At 35.9% G+C, this 22540-nt stretch carries 23 protein-coding genes and 1 pseudogene; 6 read left to right on the forward strand and 18 right to left on the reverse strand.

The features are described from left to right. Positions 1-17: 17 nt before the first annotated feature. On the reverse strand, positions 18-299 hold the full coding sequence (locus BK137_RS03360; RefSeq protein WP_038183678.1) for an Fpa/YlaN family protein: 282 nt from the start codon (positions 297-299) through the stop codon (positions 18-20). A 178-nt stretch (positions 300-477) separates the two neighbouring features. On the opposite strand from BK137_RS03360, the gene BK137_RS03365 reads away from it, so the two are divergent. Both BK137_RS03365 and BK137_RS03370 read left to right on the forward strand, forming a co-directional pair. Continuing rightward, on the forward strand, positions 478-978 hold the full coding sequence (locus BK137_RS03365; RefSeq protein ID WP_038183675.1) for a hypothetical protein: 501 nt from the start codon (positions 478-480) through the stop codon (positions 976-978). A gap of 14 nt (positions 979-992) precedes the next feature. Beyond that, entirely contained in the window at positions 993-1196 is a 204-nt protein-coding gene (locus BK137_RS03370) for a YlaI family protein (protein ID WP_038183673.1), read from the forward strand. Positions 1197-1299: 103 nt separating this feature from the next. Here BK137_RS03370 and BK137_RS03375 read toward each other — a convergent pair whose 3' ends face one another. Together BK137_RS03375 and typA are read right to left on the reverse strand one after the other, a co-directional pair. Further along, on the reverse strand, positions 1300-1689 hold the full coding sequence (locus tag BK137_RS03375; RefSeq protein ID WP_038183669.1) for a YlaH-like family protein: 390 nt from the start codon (positions 1687-1689) through the stop codon (positions 1300-1302). A 29-nt stretch (positions 1690-1718) separates the two neighbouring features. After that, positions 1719-3560, reverse strand: a complete 1842-nt coding sequence (typA, locus tag BK137_RS03380) for a translational GTPase TypA (protein WP_038183666.1) — start codon at positions 3558-3560, stop codon at positions 1719-1721. 184 nt (positions 3561-3744) lie between these two features. Between typA and BK137_RS03385 the strand changes: the two genes are divergently transcribed. Beyond that, positions 3745-3930 (forward strand): DUF5325 family protein, encoded by a 186-nt coding sequence (locus BK137_RS03385; protein WP_038183663.1) that lies wholly within the window; start codon positions 3745-3747, stop codon positions 3928-3930. A gap of 66 nt (positions 3931-3996) precedes the next feature. Here BK137_RS03385 and BK137_RS03390 read toward each other — a convergent pair whose 3' ends face one another. Next, positions 3997-4788, reverse strand: coding sequence for an inositol monophosphatase family protein (locus BK137_RS03390; RefSeq protein ID WP_038183661.1), 792 nt, complete (start codon positions 4786-4788; stop codon positions 3997-3999). A gap of 141 nt (positions 4789-4929) precedes the next feature. Next, entirely contained in the window at positions 4930-5127 is a 198-nt protein-coding gene (locus BK137_RS03395) for a hypothetical protein (RefSeq protein WP_038183657.1), read from the reverse strand. 158 nt (positions 5128-5285) lie between these two features. On the opposite strand from BK137_RS03395, the gene BK137_RS03400 reads away from it, so the two are divergent. Continuing rightward, positions 5286-5918, forward strand: a complete 633-nt coding sequence (locus tag BK137_RS03400) for a YktB family protein (RefSeq protein ID WP_038183655.1) — start codon at positions 5286-5288, stop codon at positions 5916-5918. A 24-nt stretch (positions 5919-5942) separates the two neighbouring features. On the opposite strand, the gene BK137_RS03405 is transcribed toward BK137_RS03400, so the two are convergent. The 5 genes from BK137_RS03405 to BK137_RS03425 form a co-directional block, all read right to left on the reverse strand. Next, positions 5943-6230 (reverse strand): UPF0223 family protein, encoded by a 288-nt coding sequence (locus BK137_RS03405; RefSeq protein ID WP_038183652.1) that lies wholly within the window; start codon positions 6228-6230, stop codon positions 5943-5945. 39 nt (positions 6231-6269) lie between these two features. Beyond that, positions 6270-7232, reverse strand: coding sequence for an NAD(P)H-dependent flavin oxidoreductase (locus tag BK137_RS03410; protein ID WP_038183651.1), 963 nt, complete (start codon positions 7230-7232; stop codon positions 6270-6272). A gap of 134 nt (positions 7233-7366) precedes the next feature. Further along, entirely contained in the window at positions 7367-8044 is a 678-nt protein-coding gene (locus tag BK137_RS03415) for an LrgB family protein (protein WP_038183649.1), read from the reverse strand. Then, positions 8041-8700: a CidA/LrgA family protein gene (locus BK137_RS22570; protein ID WP_235175718.1), complete on the reverse strand. Its 660-nt coding sequence runs from the start codon at positions 8698-8700 to the stop codon at positions 8041-8043. Before BK137_RS22570 ends, BK137_RS03415 begins: the two co-directional genes overlap by 4 nt. Before the next feature lie 164 nt (positions 8701-8864). Next, a complete protein-coding gene (locus BK137_RS03425) occupies positions 8865-11954 on the reverse strand; it encodes an efflux RND transporter permease subunit (protein ID WP_038183646.1) in 3090 nt (1029 codons plus the stop codon). A gap of 116 nt (positions 11955-12070) precedes the next feature. On the opposite strand from BK137_RS03425, the pseudogene BK137_RS22945 reads away from it, so the two are divergent. Next, positions 12071-12196, forward strand: a pseudogene (locus tag BK137_RS22945) (TetR/AcrR family transcriptional regulator); the annotation flags it as partial. 165 nt (positions 12197-12361) lie between these two features. Further along, on the forward strand, positions 12362-12895 hold the full coding sequence (locus tag BK137_RS22575; protein ID WP_235175717.1) for a hypothetical protein: 534 nt from the start codon (positions 12362-12364) through the stop codon (positions 12893-12895). Between the two features lie 302 nt (positions 12896-13197). On the opposite strand, the gene qoxD is transcribed toward BK137_RS22575, so the two are convergent. The 8 genes from qoxD to BK137_RS03475 form a co-directional block, all read right to left on the reverse strand. Next, positions 13198-13479, reverse strand: a complete 282-nt coding sequence (gene qoxD, locus BK137_RS03440; RefSeq protein ID WP_038184419.1) for a cytochrome aa3 quinol oxidase subunit IV — start codon at positions 13477-13479, stop codon at positions 13198-13200. Beyond that, positions 13479-14081 carry a cytochrome aa3 quinol oxidase subunit III gene (gene qoxC / locus BK137_RS03445; protein ID WP_038183643.1) on the reverse strand — a complete coding sequence of 201 codons (603 nt, stop codon included), beginning with the start codon at positions 14079-14081 and terminating at the stop codon, positions 13479-13481. The genes qoxD and qoxC overlap by 1 nt, the downstream gene beginning before the upstream one ends. After that, the gene (qoxB, locus tag BK137_RS03450; protein WP_038183641.1) at positions 14081-16024 is read right to left on the reverse strand and encodes a cytochrome aa3 quinol oxidase subunit I; all 1944 of its coding nucleotides are present in this window, start codon (positions 16022-16024) and stop codon (positions 14081-14083) included. Before qoxB ends, qoxC begins: the two co-directional genes overlap by 1 nt. 35 nt (positions 16025-16059) lie before the next feature. Beyond that, complete coding sequence (qoxA, locus tag BK137_RS03455) at positions 16060-16971, reverse strand: cytochrome aa3 quinol oxidase subunit II (RefSeq protein WP_038183638.1); 912 nt, start codon at positions 16969-16971, stop codon at positions 16060-16062. Positions 16972-17662: 691 nt separating this feature from the next. Then, positions 17663-18445 carry an SDR family NAD(P)-dependent oxidoreductase gene (locus BK137_RS03460; RefSeq protein ID WP_038183635.1) on the reverse strand — a complete coding sequence of 261 codons (783 nt, stop codon included), beginning with the start codon at positions 18443-18445 and terminating at the stop codon, positions 17663-17665. Positions 18446-18788: 343 nt separating this feature from the next. Continuing rightward, positions 18789-20204: a dihydrolipoyl dehydrogenase gene (gene lpdA / locus BK137_RS03465; RefSeq protein WP_038183632.1), complete on the reverse strand. Its 1416-nt coding sequence runs from the start codon at positions 20202-20204 to the stop codon at positions 18789-18791. A 4-nt stretch (positions 20205-20208) separates the two neighbouring features. Further along, positions 20209-21531, reverse strand: coding sequence for a dihydrolipoamide acetyltransferase family protein (locus tag BK137_RS03470; protein WP_038183629.1), 1323 nt, complete (start codon positions 21529-21531; stop codon positions 20209-20211). A 30-nt stretch (positions 21532-21561) separates the two neighbouring features. After that, positions 21562-22539 carry an alpha-ketoacid dehydrogenase subunit beta gene (locus BK137_RS03475; protein ID WP_038183626.1) on the reverse strand — a complete coding sequence of 326 codons (978 nt, stop codon included), beginning with the start codon at positions 22537-22539 and terminating at the stop codon, positions 21562-21564. Position 22540: the final 1 nt, after the last annotated feature.

The following is a 22540-nucleotide window of genomic DNA, read 5'->3' on the forward strand; positions in this document are numbered from 1 at the left end:
GTGTTTGAGTTTTTTACTTATTTCTCTGTAAATGCATCATGCAACACAGATAATTCTTTTTCCAGTGAATCAAGAATCTCTCTTCCCTTTTCACGTTCAAGCAAGCCTAACTTAACTGCAAAATCAATTTCGCGTGATAAGCCAAACATTTGTGTATCTAAAACCTCTTCGTATAGTGGGCATTGTGGCATTGTTAAATGCTCCATCTGCACTCTAATAAGCTTAGCAATTTTATCTGCGTCAGCAATAAGGAGTTCCAATGCCTTCTCCTGATATGAACTTTGCGATTTTGTATCCATGAGGACGCCCCCATTACCTGATATTTCTTCTATTCTATCTTAATAAAGTTTATCTTTTGCGCAGTAAAATTGCAAGTATATAACTAAGTAAACCGTGTAACCAATTTTATTTCTTTATTAACTACATAAATTAGCTGTATACTGAGATATGGAATGTACTATTCAAGGAGGAATTAACATGGAATCTATCATTCAAATTAAAGGTGCCGTGAATTTTGCTATCACATTAGATCCAACCGTTTGGATTTTTGATGATCGTAAATTAGATCTAGACACATATTTTACTGAAGAACGAGTAATTGTAAACGCTGACGAAGAGTACATGGAAAAAGCAGGTAAGCACTGGTCACGTGAAATTATGGAGGGCGCCACATTTCCACCAACTTTAAAATCCGAACGGAAATTCGAGAAAAAACACATGATGACCGGCACATTTGGTATCATATTAAAACCTTTCCTTAACAATGCAGAAATTAAAGATGGTGCAACTTCAGTTATTCTAGAATGCCGAGATGGCTCTGAATATAACTTCTCCATAGAAGATGCTGAGTCCCTTATCTTAAAATATAGCCAAGACGGTAAAATGCTAACTGATAACGGTCCTGTTTATGTAATCAACGGTGACGGTTCAAATGTAGAGAACCCAATTAAAGGTCTTGTAGCGATTCGAGTAGAATAGGAGGGACTTAAACGATGCGAGTTAAGTGTGTCATTTGCGATTCTATTAATGAATTACCCGATTATTCACCAGAAGCAAAAAAATTGCGAAATCGTCCTATCCATACGTATATGTGTCCTATATGTCATGATCGGATTTCAGAAAGAACAAATGCCCGTATAGCAACTGGTCGATTTATCTTTAGAAAAAAACACTCGCTTGTCGAAGATGAATTCTAGTTATTCTATGTAATGTTGGTTAAATAAAATATAAAAAGAGCAATTGAGATTCAGCTAATTAGCTTGTCCTCAATTGCTCTTTTTTATGTGATTTACTAGACCATTATTGTACTGTTTGTGCTTTTTTATCTCTACGCAAACCAATTTTATACATGATTAGCACAAGTGCGATAATCAATAATCCTTCTACTACAGGTAAATAAGTTGCAAAGAATGTCAAAAAGATACAGCCAACAAACAAGAAGAAATAAATAACGATATTTTGCCAAAACTTAAGTTTTTTCGCAAACCCTAGATTGTAAACAACAATCGATAATGCAAAAATAACCACTAACAAAATATTACTAGCAACACTAAAATCAGATGCAGTTTGATAAACATACTTGGCTACCGGATACATTTTATCAAATACAAATGCATCTTTATTTGATACATCAGGTGCGGCAAGTTGAATAAAATTCAGTTCACTTAAAAAACCGGATTTAATATCCAAGACTTTCCTTCCTTTCGTTTAGCGAATGATTACTCAGCGCTACGTGATTTCTTAGCTGCTTTTTCGCGTTCGTTTTTATTTAGAATTTGTTTACGAAGGCGAATAGATTCTGGTGTTACTTCACAGTACTCATCATCAGCCAAGTATTCTAATGCTTCTTCAAGAGTTAAAATACGAGGTTTTTTAATAACATTCGTTTGGTCTTTGTTAGCTGAACGGATGTTTGTTTTTTGCTTCATTTTGATGATATTAACAGTAATGTCTGCATCACGTGTATTTTCACCAACAATCATACCTTCATAAATATCAGTACCTGGTTCAACAAATAGTGTACCACGGTCTTCAATTTGCATCATACCATAAGTAGTTGATTTACCTGTTTCCATAGAAACAAGTACGCCTTGACGACGTCCACCAATTTTACCAGATAGTAATGGTTGATAGCTATCGAATGTGTGGTTGATAATACCGAAACCTTTTGTTAAAGACATAAATTCAGTTGTGTAACCAATTAATCCACGAGCAGGTACCATGAAGATTAAACGAACTTGGCCACTACCATTGTTCACCATATCTAACATTTCACCTTTACGTAAACCTAATGATTCAATAATTGAACCTACAGCATCTTCAGGTACATCAATTTGTACACGTTCAAATGGTTCACATTTTACACCATCGATTTCTTTAATGATAACTTTTGGTTTAGATACTTGTAATTCATAACCTTCACGACGCATGTTTTCGATTAGAATCGATAGGTGAAGTTCACCACGACCTGAAACAGTCCAAGCATCTGGAGAATTAGTATCTTCTACACGTAAACTTACATCTGTTTGTAATTGAGCGCGTAAACGTTCTTCAATTTTACGTGATGTTACCCATTTACCTTCGCGACCTGCAAAAGGTGAGTTATTTACTAAGAAAGTCATTTGTAATGTTGGTTCATCGATACGTAATGGTGTTAAAGCTTCTTGGTGTTCAGTTGGACAAACAGTTTCACCTACGTTAATGTCTTCCATACCTGAAACAGCAATTAAATCACCTGAGTATGCTTCTTCAACTTCTTCACGTTTTAATCCGAAGAAACCAAAGATTTTAGTTACACGGAAATTTTTCACAGTGCCATCAAGTTTCATAAGTGCAACTTGTTGTCCAACATGGATTTTACCGCGGAATACACGACCGATACCGATACGGCCAACATAGTCATTATAATCAAGTAATGCTACTTGGAATTGTAAAGGTTCATCACGAGTATCAGCTGGTGCTGGGATGTGACTAATAATTTCCTCAAATAAGCATTTCATATTATCTTCTTGTTTAGCTGGGTCTGAATCAAGTGATGCAGTACCATTTACACCAGAAGCAAATACGACTGGGAATTCTAATTGATCTTCATCAGCACCTAATTCGATTAATAAATCGATTACTTCATCCACTACTTCTGTAGGACGTGCTGAATCTTTATCGACTTTGTTTACTACTACGATTGGTGTTAATTTTTGTTCTAATGCTTTTTTCAACACAAAACGAGTTTGAGGCATACAACCTTCATATGCATCTACAACTAAAAGTACACCGTCAACCATTTTCAGGATACGTTCAACTTCTCCACCGAAATCGGCATGTCCTGGTGTATCTAGAATATTGATACGAGTACCTTCGTAGTTTACTGCTGTATTCTTCGCTAAAATTGTAATACCACGTTCACGTTCGATGTCGTTCGAGTCCATTGCTCTTTCTGCGACATTTTCGTTTGAACGAAAAGTACCAGATTGTTGTAATAATTGGTCAACCAATGTCGTTTTACCATGGTCAACGTGAGCTATAATTGCAATATTTCTAATGTCTTGACGTAAATTTGTCATTATTCCACTCCACATTCTATTTTCGAGTCCATAACTGTGTTATTATAACACAAGAGATGTTTTTTGTCTTTTCTTAACAACTAGTATTTCAAATTTTTTTATTATTTCACAGTATAATTATTAGTTCGACATTAAGTTATAATCACTTATAAGTCAAACAAATTCATCAACTGGAGGATTTAAAATGAAAAATGCTAAAGTCGTTATGGCTTTTTTTGCGTTAGCAGCAGTGCTAGCTATGTGTTCAATAGGAATTGCAGTTGCCTTTAAAAGCGTAATTGGTATCTTTGGTGCCATTTTATTAGTTTGTGCTATTATGGGCTATGGCTTCAAAACTAAACGTCAATTTCGCGATAAAGGTTTACTGTAACTCTTCTCAAATAAAAAGAATGAACTGGCAATTTGCGAGTTCATTCTTTTTATTTATATCTATATTCTATTTCAAATGAACGTATTGTTCAATGATTGTCTTATGAATTTTAGGATTTGCAATAATAAATGTATCTTGTTCTTCCAAATTAATCGCTTCATTTCCTAAGTTTGACACAATCGCACCGACTTCATTAGCAATCACTGCACCACCAGCAATATCCCAAGGTGATAATCGCATGGACATATAAGCATCCATCCGTCCACATACTACTGAAGCAATCTCTAAAGTGGCAGAGCCGTAAGATCTTGTCCCTCTAACATGATGAACAAGGTCAATAATCTTATTGTGGTCAATGTAGCGATTTGGTGTAACCCAAGTAGCGTTTATTCCAATAATTGCTTCATGTAACGGTAACGATTGCAGTCGCTCTAACTGACGATCATTCATATATGCTCCTTGTCCTTCGACAGCATAATACAAATCATTGCGCATTACATCGTATATGTACCCAAGTTTTCCAATGCCATCAACATAAATGCCAATTGAAATCGCAAAATTACGATGTTGTCGTATGAAATTCATCGTCCCATCAATCGGATCAATTATCCATACGACACCATCCAATGATTCAAGGGGTTCCCCCATCCCTTCCTCACCGAGAATTTTAAATGCAGGATCATAAGCATGAATTTGTTCAATAAAAAATAATTCTGTTTCACGATCAATATTCGTTACAAGATCATTCGCATTAGCCTTTGTCTCGATTTCTAACTTTTCAGAAAGTGATTGACGAATTCGTTCGCCTGCTTCATGAATAATTTTAACTGTAAATTCATGTATTGCTGTAATTTCCACCATAGCCCCACCTTTCGAAGCAAAAAAAACATCATTTCTATAAGTACAAGTTAATGTTTTTTGCCTATCTCTATTATAGCAAAAAAACATCTGCTTCTCATTTGATTAGCAGATGTTCACCGGCGAATTTTGATTCTCTCTTTAGGCAAAAGCATGAAATGCCTCCAATTCCAAATGAAGTTCAGAAAGGCGAATTTTGCTTAATTCAATTTGTTTTACATCCTCATCTTGCAGAGCGTCAAATAATGTTGCTAGTTCATAATCCATTTCTAATTGCAGACCCTTCACATATTGCTTTTCATAATCAACTTTGCGAATAATGTGTACTACTTGTTTCATACTAACCAGCTCCTTTTTATTTTGTTTGTGCAAGCTAGGACTTAAAGTGTCTTACTACATTATATGCATGATGTGAAAAATGATAAGTCCTTCTAGAAGATTTTTTCCCAAATTTCTAATAAAATAAACATAAACTTTCAAAAGGAGTTAAATTATTTATGCCAAAAACAAAATGGACACAAAAGGATTTCGACGTTTTCTCCATCGATGGTTTAGAACCACGAATGGAAGCACTTATCAATACCGTAAGACCAAAATTCGAAGAATTAGGTACGGCATTTTCTACATATTTCTCCGCAAAAACTGCAGATGAATTTTACCCACATGTAGCAAAACATGCACGTCGTAAAGTAAACCCACCAAAAGATAGCTGGGTCGCATTTGCTCCTTACAAACGCGGCTATAAATCAATTCCTCACTTTCAGCTTGGCTTATTTGGTACTCATCTATTCATAATTCTTTGCGTTATTTATGAAGCACCAAGTAAAGTTGAAATTGCTGATCGTTTGCTAAAAAAACAGAATTCATTTAAAAAGCTTCCAAAAAACTTTTATGTTTCAGGTGATCATTTTTCACCAGAAGGCATTAATATTAAAGATGCTTTGAATGATGGTCAGCTAGTCGGTTTACTTGAACGTTTACGTGATGTAAAAAAAGGAGAATTTATAGTTGGTCTACAAATTCCAAAAGAGGATGCGGTCCAATTAACTGCAGAGGAATTTGAGAAATTAACTGAAGAAACATTCGATGCACTACTCCCTATTTATAATACTATGGTCAACAAAAAGTAAAAGAACAGGCATAAGCCTGTTCTTTTACTTTCTTTTTCTTGATTCACCTTTAATTTTTGAACCAGCTGGAGCATCTTTCATTTGCTTAATAATTGAATAGCTCACATAGTCACTAACTTCTTCAAATTCGCGGAAAATGGTTTTTTCTTCAGCCATCGCTGGCACGATTTCTTTGAATCGTCTATATTTCGACATTAGATCTTCGCGTTGAACACCTGTTTCATATGCTTTTTCTATTGCTTGGAAGAACGCAATTACATCTACAATCTCTTCTGTAGACCAGTCCGTTGAGAACGGATAAGAGTATTCCATAATCTTACCTACCTTTTGATTCAGGCTAATATAGCCTTTTTATTGTTCTCCCCATTTTAAGCGTATTTCCGTTGCCTGCGCAACCATTCGCTGTATAAGTTCCTCTACAGTCGGTTCATCTTGGATTAAACCTGTTATCTGTCCAGCCCAAGCAAACCCTTCATGTTCTTTACCTTCATATATATATTTTTTATTTGCTTGACCACTTATATAATTTTTTAAAGCTTCGTATGTTGGAGTTACTTTTTCAATATCAAGAATTTGATCCGTCCAACTATTTCTAATTGCTCGTGCTGGTGCGCCTATAGTTCGTTTAATTACAGTCGTGTCTGCTTCCGTGCTATTAATCAAAGCGTTTTTATACACAACAGATGCATTGATACACTCTTTCGTTGCGATAAAACGTGTCCCCATCTCAATACCTTCTGCACCTAACGCAAGGGCTGCCATCCACCCACGTCCATCACCTATACCTCCTGAAGCAATCACAGGAATAGAAACAGCATCTACAACTTGAGGTACTAATACCATTGTCCCGATATCATCCCTACCTAGATGGCCACCACCTTCTTGTCCTACAACCATAACGGCATCTGCACCTAATTCTTCAGCTTTTTGAGCTTGTCTACGCGCAGCAACTAATACCAGCTTCTTAATATCTGTTCCCTCTAATTGCTTAAAAATCGGTGCAGGATTACCACCTGTCATTGATACAACTGGCACTTTCTCTTCAATTGCTACTGCTAACATATTCTCAAATGGTCGACCATGCTGGCCAATAGCGTAATTGACACCAAATGGACGATCTGTTAATTCACGTACTTTGTGAATCTCATTTCGTAATGCTTCAGGATCATCTAAACTCATCGCTGTAATTTGACCTAATCCTCCTGCATTTGATACAGCAGCGGCTAAATCTGCATAAGCTAAATAAGCAAGTCCACCTTGAATAATTGGATACTCTACACCTAATAATTCTGTCACTCTTGTTTTCCATTTCATTTGTTTTAACTCCCCCTTATTTTCCTATAATAAATTGGTTCGCCGAAAAATAGCAAAAACCTTTTTTCATTATTATTTCCCAAGAAATAATAACAGCATGTGAAAAATTCAAAAGGAATTTCCACATGCTGTTTTTAAAATATAAGCATTGCAAATAAGGGACAAATAAATGCACCAATAACAGCACTTAGTGTCATTGATACAGAGCCCATGGATAAGGTTTTTTCTCCGTATTCAGTAAGTTTGGAAACTCCGAATCCATGTGCCCCTCCTCCCATCGAGATTCCTCTGCTTACAGCGGTATCAATTTTACACACGCGGAAAATAAAAGGCCCCAGAATAGCGCCAGTAAACCCTGCTACCATAACAAATACCGCTGTCATTGCTGGAATACCACCTAAAGAGCCACTTACTTGCATTGCAACTGGCGTTGTAATCGATTTCGGCAGTAACGATCTCACCATTTCATCATCTAATCGTAATAACTTTGCCAAGGCAAAAACACTAATCAGTCCTGAAATCATAGCTACAACAACACCCGAAATAATTGAAAGTTTATATGTTTTAATCATATCCCGTTGCATATACAATGGATATGCTAAACTTACAACTGCAGGTCCAAGCATTGTATCAATCCATTTCCCACCAGTCATATAAGTTTCATACGAAATATTACTTAATGCTAGCATCAAAACGCCAATAATCGTTGTTGTTAAGATAGGCAGTAAAAATGGAGTCGAAAAACGAGCATATAATTTTGACATTAGATAAAAAATTAAAATAGTTATAAGAATAATGGCTACAGCTTTCATTTTACGCCCTCCTTCATTTCTTTAGATCCTACTCTTTCTTTCCCTTCTAAATATTTACATATTTTACCTGAAAAAATAATTGTGAAAATAGTACTAGCAATAACTGTGAGTAATAGCAAAATACCATTCAAGGATAATAATTCAGGATGCTTAATAACACCTACAGTTGCCGGTACAAAAAACAATGGTAAAATTGCTAACATGAAGCCTGCCCCATCTTCAATTAATGCCACTGGCATTATTTTACTAAGCAACAGAGCTAATAAAATGAGTAAACCAACAATACTACCTGGAAATTTGACACCTAATAAATTTACGATAGTCGTACCGACAAATGAAAAAATATATAGTACTACCATTTGTAAAATTATTCGCATCCATTTAATTGATTTTCGTTTTACAGTATTCATTTTCTCAGAGTATTTTTGTTTCAATTGTGTTGAATCCACTTGTGTTGTTGAGTAGTCTTTTACTTCTATTTTCTGTTCTGCAATTTCACTTATTTCAGATTCATTTACCTCTGGTTCTTTTATCCCAGACTCATTTTCAACTATTTCGCTTACTTCTGGCTCTTTTACTTCTAGCTTTTTAATAACTATCTTGTAATTGCTTGTTTTGTGTTTAACTAACTTGTAATTGCCTATTTTAGATTGCATTTCGAAACTCTCCTTTTAACACATACCTTGTTTATGAAGTAATACGAAATATTGTACGCCTATCTTTCCTAGATGTCTATGAATCTAACTGGAATAAAAAAGAAGCTATCCTTCATTAACTATGTAATGGTAGGTAGCTTCTTTCCTATTTTCATTTATTAATATTAATCGTCAAAATTTTCAGTTGCACGATTCTTTTTAAGCATTTTAGACAATAATTCATAAACAAGTGGTACGATGATTAACGTTAAAACAGTAGAACTGATTAAACCACCGATTACTGTTACGCCTAGGCCTTTTGAAATCAAGCCGCTTCCTTCTGCACCAATGGCAAGTGGAATTAAAGCACCAACTGTTGCTAGTGCAGTCATTAAAATTGGACGAAGACGTGTTGCACCGGCTTCTAATATCGCTTCACGCATTGTCATTCCTTCATGCTCCATATGAATAACACGGTCGATTAATACGATCGCATTTGTCACTACGATACCTATTAACATTAAAAGACCAATCATTGAAGATACACTGATTGTTTCGCCAGTTATCCATAGCGCTACTAAAGCACCAATTACGGTAAATGGTAGTGAGAACAGGATTGATAATGGTGCTAAACCTTCACCAAAAGTAACTACAAGGATGAAGTAAACAATCGCAATTGCTGCTACCATAGCTAAACCTAATTGAGTGAATGCTTCAGCCATATCTTCTGCTACACCGCCACTATTCACTTCAACATTGTTTGGTAAATCTAGTTTATCAATGTCTTTTTGTACAGCACTAGACGCTTTTGTAATGTCTTTAGAAGTGACTGTTGCTGTTACACTCGCAAAAAGTTTTCCTTTACTACGATTAATTTGAGATAAAGTTGTACCCTCTTTGACATCAACTACTTCTGAAAGTTTAACTTCCATACCAAGTGGTGATTTTATTTTTTGTTTCAATACATCATTAAAATCATCAGGTGATGCTGTTTCTTTATGAACAGAAACTTCTATTTTTTTGCCGTCCTTATCAATTGAAGTTAATACTTCTGATTGGACGTTTGGATTAATCGCCATAGCAATTTGTCCTGTAGTTAAACCAAGTTTTTTCACTTTATCTTGGTCGATTACTAATGTATGTTCATCATAAACTTCAGAAAGAGATGCTTTTACATCTTTTAAATCATCGCGTTTATTCATGATTTTTTCGATGTTTTTGACAACTGGTTTGATGTCTTCCATCGTATTACCATAAACTGAGTAATTTAACTCACTGCTTGAACCTGACATAGAGAAATCTTGGTTTTTCCAAGTTCCTGTTTGGTTAACTGCAACGACTTCTTCTACTAATTTAGTTTTTACATTACTAAAATCTTTTGTATCTGGATCATAGATAATGTACATTAAAGCACCATTCGAAGCACCTGGCATCATAGGATTAGCTCCACCTATTGATACTTGAACTGTTTGAACATCTTTTTTGTCCATTACCATCTTCTCTACTTCTTCAACGTCTTTAATAACGCTATCACGTGTTTCTCCTGGTTCTGGAGTATACGTTAAGTAGACCATTTTCTGTTCATCTTCTGGCATGAAACTAAATCCTACAAACGGAGCCAAGAATAGACTTGCTACTAAAATAACAATTGTACCAATTGAAGTTACTAGTTTATGGTCAAGTACCCAACTAAGTAATTTCTTATAGCTTTGTGATAACTTACCATGTTCTTCTTTTTTCGATTGTTTTTTACCATACAGCTCTTTTTTAAATAGAGAATGTGCTAAAACTGGTACAACAGTAATTGCGACAATTAACGATGCCCCTAGAGCAAATGCCATTGTTAATGCAAACGGCATAAACAATTCGCCAACCATTCCTCCTACTAATCCTAGAGGTAAGAATACAGCTACTGTAACTAGTGTTGAAGATAGAATTGGCTTGAACATTTCAATCGTTGCCTCACGAATTAAAGCACGACCATGTAATTTCTCACCTTCTAAATATATTCTTCTATAAATATTTTCAACTACTACAATAGAGTCATCAATTACACGACCAATCGCGACCGTCATAGCAGCAAGCGTCATCATATTTAATGTAATATCCATTTGTTTCAAAATTAATACAGAGATTAGTAGTGATAATGGAATTGATATAATCGATATGATTGTAGAACGAATATTACGTAAAAATAGCATGATAATAATAACGGCAAAAATAGCACCGAATAATGCTTTATCTAACATTGTTGATACAGACTTCTCAATAGGTTCACCTTGGTCCATCGTGATATCAATTTTCATGCCTTTATTATCTTTTTCAAATTGTTTTGAAGCTTCTTTTACGTCATTTACAACCTCAACCGTATTGGCTTCTTGCGATTTTACTATTTGAACCGCAATTGCCGATTCACCATTTGTACGAGAAACCGATTCTACGTCACCGATCAGTTCGATTTTAGCGAGTTTACCTAATTTCACAAACGGTTCAGCTAGAGGTTGTTGCTGAGTTAATCCAGCCCCTGCTTGAGGTTGAACAGGAATATCTAAGTTTTTCAGCTCTTTTAAAGTTGTTAATTTACCATCGACTACGACCGATTGCTCCGCATCCTTAAATTGGAACATGCCAAGAGGGACTTTAATATCCATTGCTTGAATGTATTGCTTAACCTTCGATTCATCTAGACCATATTGTGCTAATTTCTTTTGGTCATATGTTAATTGAACTTTTTCAACTTGTTGACCAGTTACTGATACTGAAGCAACACCGTCGATTGCTTCCATTTTAGGAACGAAGTAATCTTCTACTGTTTTTGTTAACTCTTCGATTGTTTCTTCTTTATCAGAAACACTTAACGCTACTACCGGGAAGGCATTAATATTAACTCGATCAATGGTTGGTACTTGTGCAGTTTCTGGAAGATCAATTTTTTCAATTGCTTCCTTTACATTGTCAACTGCTTCTTTCATATCCGCACCATATTTAAACTCAATTTGAAGACTTGAGGCGTTTTGATATGAATTTGAGTAAACAGATTTTACTGATTTTAAATTATTAACTGCCTTCTCAAAGGGAATTGAAATATCATCTGTTACTTGCTCTGGTGTAGCACCAGGATAAACTGTTGTTACTGTAACTATTGGAATTGAAATATCAGGAATTGATTCAAGCTTCATTTTCAAGCCTGCATAAACCCCCGCCACAGCTACGATAATTGTTAATAACCATACCGCTAGCTTGTTTTTTAGCATAAATTTAATTATAGAATGCACCTTTGCACCGCCTTTTTTGACTATTTGGTCACTATTCTATATAATAATGACTGATTAGTCAGTTGTCAAATGCTATGAATAGGGAGTGAGTTATTATATCTAAGCAACAATTAATTATTGAAAAGGCAGTAGAATTATTTGCGAAAAATAGTATAGCATCGACCTCTATTCAAGATATAACAGATGCATGCGGTATTTCTAAAGGAGCCTTTTATTTATCTTTCAAATCAAAAGATGAGTTATTCATTGCTATATTTGAACATTTTTTACGAGAAATTATTGGTCAATATAATGATTTATTGGAAAGTGACATACCTCCAAAAGAAAAGATTAAAAACTATTTTCTTTTCCATTTTCAACTATTTGAAGAAAAATTACCATTAATATCTATGTTTATGAAGGAACAAATGCATCCAATTAATGAACAAATTCTTCAAAGATTAAATTATTATAAAGATCTTAGTGATAAAACTACTCTAGCATTATTAACAGAAGTATATGGAAAGCGTATTGCTCCCTTTCAATATGACATTCTCATTTCTTTAAAAGGAATCATGCATGGATATTCAGAATTTATCCTTTTCCATAGACAACCATATGATTTCGTTCAATTAAGTTCTACTCTTATTGAAAAAGTAGATATTCTTGTAGAGCATTCAAAAAACACTTTCCTTACTGAACAATTATGGAACTCAAAACCACATTGTATGCAGGAGTATTCTGTGACTGCATTCGAAGTTCAAGAAGAAGTAAATCGTTGGCATGAAATTTATAAAGGACACCCTATCATTGAAGACACATTATCTTTAATAGAAGCTGAATTAAAACTTACAAATCCTCGTCCTGCTTTATTAAATGGAATGATGGCGAACCTTAAACAACATGATAACTTACAATGGCTAGCCTTATTACTAAAACAATATATAGTACACCTTTCATAAACACAAAAGAGATAGTCGTACCAATGCACGACTATCTCTTTTTATAATTTGTGAAAATCAAAATTAACACTTGTTCCAAACATTATACTCGACTTTAAAAAGATTTATGACTAGACGGTCATTATTAGAAACTATACTTTCATCTTCACTCTTAAATTCAAAGAACTTTCAATTTAAACATGTATGTTAGCTTATAATTAGCGCACTATCAGACTCCGAGTAACAGTAGTTAATTATTTCTTTCCAAAAATAAAAAGCAGTCCAAAGTATTTAAACTTTGAACTGCTTTTTCTATTATTATCTTAGTATCCCCAAATCATTGTTAACAATGAACCAAAGACTGTCACAAGACCAACTACTACAGCGTAAATGACACTTGTATATAGAGTTTTTTTATCTTCTGTTTCTCCGATATGCATGAATAACACAAGTTGTACAACAGCTTGCGCTAGTGCAGTTACACTTAAGATAATCATTGCAATACCTTTAGACATATCAAATGTAATTACACTTAGAGCAGCGATCGTTAAAATAAGGGAGCCAACAAAACCTACAACATGTTCTTTTGGAAATAATTCTTTCATCATCCCAACACTCCTTTCAGATAAACGAAGCTGAAGATGAAGATCCATACGACATCTAAGAAATGCCAGTATAACGAGAAGATAAATGCTTTGTTTGCAGTTTGAGCATTTAATCCACGTTTAACTACCTGTACGATAATCGCAATACCCCATAGTAAACCGAAAGTTACGTGAGCACCATGCGTACCTAATAGTGTCATTAATGATGACAAGAATGCGCTTGTTGTAATTGTTGCACCTTCATTAACATATGTTACGAACTCAATTACCTCAACAGTCAAGAAACCTGCGCCAAGTAGCAATGTCAAGATATAGAACACTATCATTGCTTTGACACGACCAATTCTCATCGCATGTACACCAAGTCCAATCAAGAAACTACTTGTTAATAATAAGAAAGTTTCTATTAAAACTGGTGGCATTTCGAAGATGTCAATACCAGCAGGACCTGAACCTGTGCGATCCGTTAATACAAAGTACACAGTAAATAGAGTTGCAAATAACATAATCTCAGCACCTAGGAAAATCCAAAAACCGAAAATCTTTAATCTATTTTCCTCTGTACGATATTCTAATGGAAGTGATGTGTTTTCTTTAGACATTATTTGTCACCTCTCAATTGACGTTCAGTTGCTTCAATTTCAGCCACTTCAATATAGTGACCGTGATCTTTTTCAAATGAACGGAATGCCATAAATCCAAGAGTAGCTATACCAAATACGATAACAGCTGTCCATACACTAAATACAAAGAAGAATGAGAATAGGAATAGTACGCCGGCCATCCACATTGGAGCACCACTATTATTAGGCATATGAATACGTTCATATTCGCCTGCCGTAATATCGCGACCTTCTTTTTTCGCATACCAATATTCATCCAATTGATTAACTTCTGGTACAACCGCAAAGTTATATTCAGGTACTGGACTATGTGTTGCCCATTCAAGAGAACGCGCATCCCAAGGGTCGCCGTTTTCGTCGCGTGGGCTGTGGCGGAAGCTGTAGTAAATGTTGTAACAAATAAGCGCAAATCCGACTGCCATACCTAGAGCCCCTAGGAAGGAAATCATATTTAATGTACCGTAACCAGTACTTGCAGAATAAGTGAACATACGACGTGCATAACCGTCTAAACCAAGAATGAATAACGGGAAGAATGCAACATTGAATCCAATTGCAATGCACCAGAAAGCAGCTTTCCCTAATTTTTCATTTAAGCGGAAGCCAAATATTTTCGGCCACCAGAAATGGTACCCTGCTAATACACCGAATACGGTACCCGGAATTAATACATAGTGGAAGTGGGCAACTAAGAACATCGTATTGTGATATTGATAGTCAGCACTTGCCATTGCTAGCATTACCCCTGTTACCCCACCAATAGTGAAGATTGGAATAAATGCAAGCGCATAAAGCATTGGGGTTGTAAATTGAATCTTACCATGCCTCATTGTAAGCAACCAGTTAAAGATTTTAACCCCGGTCGGTACAGCAATTAACATTGTAGAGACTGAGAAAATACTGTTTACCATAACTCCATGGCCCATTGTATAGAAATGGTGAGCCCATACCATAAATGATAGTAAAGAAATTACGATCATACTCATAACCATTGATTTATAACCAAATAAGTTTTTACGTGAGAATGTTGAGATTACCTCACTGAAAATACCGAACGCTGGTAAAATAACGATATATACTTCAGGGTGACCCCAAACCCAGAAAAGGTTAGCCCATAACATATCCATACCACCGTCAGACATGGCAAAGAATTTAGTACCAAATTGACGGTCTAATGTCATAAGCGCAAGTGCCACTGTTAAAACAGGGAAAGCAAATGTAATGATGACATTTGTAATTAATGCTGACCAAGTGAACATAGGCATTTTCATTAATTTCATACCTGGTGCACGCATTTTCATGATTGTAGTAATGAAGTTAATACCTGTCATTAACGTACCTAAACCTGATAATTGTAAAGCCCATGCATAATAGTTATTCCCAACATTTGGACTGAATTCAATACCAGCTAGTGGGAAGTATGCGGTCCAACCAGCATCTGGTGATCCACCAATGATGAAGGAAACATTTAATAATCCTGCACCTGCAGCAAATAGCCAGAAGCTAAGTGCATTTAATCGTGGAAACGCAACGTCACGTGCACCAATTTGTAATGGTACTACAACGTTCATTAACCCGATAATAAACGGCATTGCCATGAAGAGAATCATGACTAAACCATGAGTTGTAAAGATTTCATTATAGTGTTGTGCATTTAATAAGTCATTTTCAGGAACAGCAGTTTGTGCACGCATTAATAATGCGTCAATACCACCTCTAAATAGCATGACTAATGCAACAATGATATACATAACACCGATTTTTTTATGGTCAACTGTAGTTAACCAATTTTTATAGAAATAGCCCCATTTCTTGAAGTAAGTCAAACCAGCAACAATTGCAATGGCACCTACAACGATACTAACGGCCGCACCCATGATCATTGGTTCTTTCATCGGCTCAAATAATTCTTCCATGCTCATTTTTGTAACTCCTTTCAATCATCTAATCTAGCTATCTAGTGATTAGAATGGTCCATTTCTCCATCAGACATATCCATTCCATCCATTTCTCCATCAGACATATCCGATGATTTTCCATGATGCATTTCTGGAGCCGGACTGAATGTTAAATGTGTAGAAGAGAAACTTTTACGTCCTACGAAGTCTGTATCTAATAATTCATTGAATGTTTTCTCTGTTAACTCAGGCTCTTTCGCTTTTACGTCAGATACCCATTCGTCAAATTTCTGTTGAGACATTGTTTGTGCTTCAAACTCCATTTGTGCAAAACCTTGACCATTAAAGTTTGAGTTTCTACCAAAAAATGATCCTTCTACATCTGCTGCCATATGAAGTTTATTGACCATATCACTCATTGCATATTTTTGACCAGCTAATTGAGGAATCCAGAAACTTGTAATTGGACCAAATGAATATAGTCTAAATTCAATTGGACGATCTGTTGGAATGTTGACATAGTTTACCGTCTCAACGCCTTCTTCTGGATAGCTAAAATGCCATTTCCAGTTAGAAGATGATGCGTATATTACAAGAGGTTTTGTATTGTCATAACCTGTTTGTTGACTTTCAACTTTCGATGTTGTGCTAATCGTAACTATTGATAGAGCAGTTACGATAAGAATCGGAATAACTGTCCAAATAATTTCGAGTTTTGTACTACCTTCTTCATGCGGTGGTTCATAATCACTCGCAGATTTAGATGCGCGATATTTCAAAAGCATATTCGCTAATAATAGATAAACAACTAACAATATAAATGCCATCACGATAATGGATAGAATGATTGTATTCGATAAAGTCTTCGCATTTGGACCTTTTGCATCAAAAATCATTAATGGTTCACAGCCAGATAAGAATAAAGCCATGATTGACATCAACGCCGGCAAGATTAGCATTTTTTTCTTCATGTTGTACTCCCTTCAAAAAAACAACTTACTTGCTTAAATGTTTTAGAATATTAAATCGACCTTTTTAAAAATTGTCCTCCTAAAAAATAATAGTATTCCAAAACAAAAAACACATTTTGAATTCGCAAGATTATTAAAGGTTACTCCTTTTGTTTGGAACAACGATGAGACAATTCATAGTAGTCTCAATGTTTTAATAGCCTACTTAATTGAGGGAAAGCATTAAATACATTCTCACGTTTCCAATAGGAGAAATTAGGCACCCAGGTTTTCGCGCCTAAGACTCTTCAGAGGAACTTTCACATCTCTTGCTTGATTCAAATGAAATTATAACTCCTTATACTTAATAAAAAAATCAAAACCTCTCCATAAACTTAAGATTTTCACATCATTATGAACGTTCTATGTACGTTTTTTGTACAAAATGTGTACTGGCAATAATTACATTGGTCTATTTAATTCATATTTAACAACTCTTCCTTAATAAGGATTATTACATATTTACTATAACTTTAATTAAAGGAAGAATGTACTATCGTAGTTAATGAATATGCAAAATAAAAACACCACCAGGAAGTTTGTCTAAACAAAGACATCCAAGTGATGTTGTTATTTTAATATTTTAAAAGTTTTTCATTCTGAAAAACTAATTTCCTTCTACTTTAAAACATAAAATCGTATTTTTTCATAATTAAAGTACTGGCGCAGAGCCACCATCGATATTAACTGCAGTACCACTAACATAAGAAGCTGCATCTGATACTAAGAAAGTGATAACATTTGCTGCTTCCTCAGTTTCACCAATCCGACCAAGAGGAATATTTTTCCCCATTTCTTCAGAAAATGCATTCCAACTAAGTCCCGGAGCGTTTGTTTGCCATTTCCGCTCTATTTGTGAGCTACGAATTAGTCCGATACAAACAGTATTTACACGAATCTGCTCTTTCCCTAAATCTTTACTCATCGCTTTCGTTAATGCTAACCCAGCCGCACGACTTACAGACGTGGGTAATGATGATTCGGACGGTGCTTTTCCTTTTACAGCAGTAACATTCACAATTGCTCCTCCACCTACCGCCCTCATATGAGGAATCGCAAATTTAGAACAATTCACAGCACCATATAGTTTTAAATCCAGATCATCTTGCCAAAGCTCATTTTCTACAACTTCAAATGGACTAGCAGAACTTGTACCGGCATTGTTCACTAGAATATTTATTTGTCCATAATGTTCAATTGTTTCATTTATTATTCTCTCGCAATCTTCTTTTATCGATACATCCGCACACACAGTATGTACTTTCTGCCCTGTTTCCAAAAAAATCACTTTCGACGCATGTATTAAATTCTCTTCATTACGTGCACAAATTGTAACATCGGCACCCTCATTAGCAAGCTGTAAGGCTGTAGCAAGTCCGATTCCTTTACTGCTTCCTGTTACAATCGCTACTTTTCCTAGTAAACCTAAATCCATTTTTCAGCACTCCCTTGTTGTTCTGAATAAATAAATTCAATTCCGATAAAAAAGTACCTTGTCGTTCACCCCTATAAATACAGGATTATTATACCATATTTATATATAGCTACTTTGTAAATTAATTATTAATATTACATACCTATTAATCCTGCATATAATATAGAGGGAATTTTTTTGGCATTCATAATTTAAGTAACTTTTAATTCTCTCTATATTTATATTCTATTAAATTCAACTTCTTATAATGACAATACAATTGCATTGAATCTAGATATTTTCTCATAAAAAAACCTCTTGAAGTCCTAGAACTTCAAGAGGTTTACTAATTGGCAAAGCCATTTTATTTTTTAGCTACGATGTGAATTGGATTTCCAAGTAATACTTCAGCAGTTTCCATAGTGATTTCACCTAGTGTTGGATGTGCATGAATAGTCATGGCAATATCTTCTACAGTCATACCTGCTTCGATTGCTAAACCGATTTCAGCGATCATATCAGAAGCACCAGCACCAACGATTTGACCACCTAGTAATAAGCCATCAGCTTTACGAGAAACTAATTTCACGAAGCCTTCTGTTTCATTTAATGCTAATGCACGGCCGTTTGCTCCGAATGGGAATTTACCAGCTACTATTTCATAACCTTCTGCTTTTGCTTGGTCTTCTGAAAGACCTACAGTTGCCATTTCTGGATCTGTGAAGCAAACAGCAGGGATAGCTAAGTAATCTACTACTGATTTTTCACCAGCAATTGCCTCAGCAGCTACTTTACCTTCGTAAGAAGCTTTATGAGCAAGTTGTGGTCCAGCAACGATATCACCGATTGCATAAATGTTTGGTATATTTGTACGGCATTGTTTGTCGACTTTTAATAATCCACGTTCACCAAACTCAAGACCTAGTTCTTCTAAGCCAATTTCGTCAGTATTTGGACGACGACCAACAGTTACTAATACGTAATCAGCTTCAACAGTTTTTGCTTCGCCTTTTACTTCATATTTAACAGTAACGCCTGTTTCTGTTTCTTCAACGCCTTGAGCAAGTGCGCCTGTTTCGATTGTAACGCCTTTTTTCTTAAGACCTTTTTTAACAATCATTGTCATTTGTTTTTCGAAGCCAGCTAGAATATCTTTGCCACCTTCTAGAATTGTTACTTCAGAACCAAGGTTAGCAAATGCTGAACCAAGCTCAGTACCGATGTAACCTCCACCAATAACAACAAGTTTCCCAGGCACTTCTTGTAATGAAAGTGCGCCTGTAGAGTTTATTACGCGTTTAGAAAATTTGAAAGTTGGGATTTCAACAGGGCGTGAACCAGTTGCTAAAATCGCATTTTTGAATGTATACGTTTGTGCAGAGTCTTCGTTAATAACACGGATTGTGTTTGCATCTACAAAGTAAGCTTCTCCACTTACTACGTCTACGTTGTTGCCTTTTAATAAGCTTGATACGCCACCAGTTAATTTTTTAACTACGCCGTCTTTAAATTCTTGCGCTTTTTTGAAATCGATGCTAACTTCAGGAGCCACAATACCCATGTCTGCTGAGTTTTTAGCATGTTCTAAGCGGTGACCGACTGAGATTAATGCTTTTGAAGGAATACAACCAACGTTTAAGCATACGCCACCTACGTGTTCTTTTTCAACAACTGTTACTTTTTGTCCAGTTTGTGCTGCACGGATTGCTGCAACATATCCACCTGGGCCTGCGCCAATTACAAGTGTATCTGTTTCGATTGGGAAATCTCCTACTACCATTTTCTTACGCCTCCATTAATAATAATTCGGGCTCGCTTAACAAACGCTTAATATGATTTAACGCATGTTGCGCTGTAGCACCGTCGATCATTCGATGATCAAAGCTCAATGATAATGCTAACACAGGTGCCGCTACAATTTCACCATTTTTTATTACAGGTTTCTCTGCAATTCGACCAATTCCTAATATAGCTACTTCAGGATGGTTAATTACTGGCGTAAACCATTGGCCACCTGCAGAACCTATGTTTGTAATCGAACAAGATGCACCTTTCATTTCATTTGGTGCTAATTTACCGTCACGTGCTTTTGTAGCAAGCTCATTAATCTCGTCAGATACGGCAAATACCGATTTGCGATCTGCATGTTTAATAACAGGAACTAGTAAGCCTTTATCTGTATCGGCAGCTATACCGATATTATAATAGTGTTTTTGCACAATTTCTTGTGTTGCGTCATCAAGTGAACGATTAAATTCAGGGAATTCACGTAATGCGCTAACTAAAGCTTTTACTACATACGGTAAATAAGTTAGTTTGATACCTTTTTCAAGAGCTATTTCTTTGAATTTCTTGCGGTGTGCTACAAGTTCTGTTACATCCACTTCATCCATTAATGTTACGTGTGGAGCTGTTTGTTTTGAATGAACCATTGCTTTTGCAATAGCGCGACGAATACCCGACATTTTCTCACGTGTTTCAGGGAAGTCGCCTTCTAATACTGGTTGTACAGAAGCTTTATCATTAGTTTTTCCAGAAACTGTAGACTCTTCTGTAACTGGTGATTCTACAGCCTGTGATTCAGCTTGTGATGGGCCACCACTCATAAATGATTCCACATCATCTTTGACAATTCGTCCATTTTTACCTGAACCCGATAGTTGTTTAATATCAACGTCATTGTCACGTGCAAACTTACGGACTGATGGCATTGCAATAACACGTTTGTTCGGGTCAGCTTCCACAGATGGTTGTGATGCTACTGTTGTTGTTTCTGCTTTCGGAGCTTCTTCAACAGCAACTTTTGTTGGTTCTTCTTTTGTCGGTTCTTCTTCATCATGATGACCTTTTAGTTGAATATCTTCATATCCAGGAGCGTCTACTCGTAGTAAAACTGTACCAACTGTTGTAAGAACTCCTTCTTCAACAAGGACTTCTTCAACTGTACCTTCTACCGGAGAAGGGATTTCAACGACCGCTTTATCATTTTGTACTTCACAAAGCACGTCATCTTCTTGAATTTTGTCACCTGCTTTTACAAACCATTTTACAATTTCACCCTCATGGATTCCTTCACCAATATCTGGTAATCGAAATTCAAATGCCATATGTTTCACCCTTTCTGTTTCGAAAACGAATTAGAATGTTAGTACTTTTTTCGCTGTTTCAACAATATCTTTTGCATTCGGCAACCAAACTGCTTCTGCTTGTGGGAACGGGTAGATTGTATCCGGCGCTGTTACGCGTAGTACCGGCGCTTCAAGGCTAAGGATAGCGCGCTCTGTAATTTCAGCCACTACATTAGCAGCAATACCTGCTTGTTTTTGTGCTTCTTGAACAACAACCGCACGACCTGTTTTTTCGACAGAAGCAATAATTGTTTCAATATCTAATGGTTGAATAGTTCTTAAATCAACTACCTCAACTGAGTACTCTTCTTTTTCTAATAATTCAGCAGCTTTTAGTGATTCGTGCACCATTGCACCATATGCAAAGATTGATAAATCTGTTCCTTCTCGCTTTACATCAGCTTTTCCTAGAGGAATAGTATAAGACTCTTCAGGAACCTCTTCACGGAACGAGCGATATAATTTTAAATGCTCTAGGAAGATCACTGGGTCATTATCACGAATAGAAGAGATTAATAAACCTTTTGCATCATAAGGAGTTGATGGTACAACTACTTTTAATCCCGGTTGAGATGTCATTAAACCTTCTAAGCTGTCCGAGTGCATTTCTGGTGTATGTACACCACCGCCGAATGGAGAACGGATTGTAACAGGTGCACCAAGTGCTCCACCTGTACGGTAACGCATACGCGCTAATTGTCCGCTTACAGAGTCCATTACTTCATATATAAAACCAAAGAATTGTATTTCTGGAACCGGACGGAAACCTTGAAGCGCTAGACCGATTGTTAATCCACCAATTCCTGATTCTGCTAGTGGCGTATCGAAAACGCGATCTTCTCCAAATTCTTTTTGAAGACCTTCAGTTGCACGGAATACCCCTCCGTTGACACCAACGTCTTCACCGAACACTAAAACGTTTTCGTCATCTTTTAATTCGCAGCGTAGTGCGTCTGTAATTGCTTGAATCATCGTCAGTTGTGCCATC

The sequence above is a fragment of the Viridibacillus arenosi genome (genome assembly GCF_001955655.1).
Lineage (GTDB): Bacteria > Bacillota > Bacilli > Bacillales_A > Planococcaceae > Viridibacillus > Viridibacillus arenosi.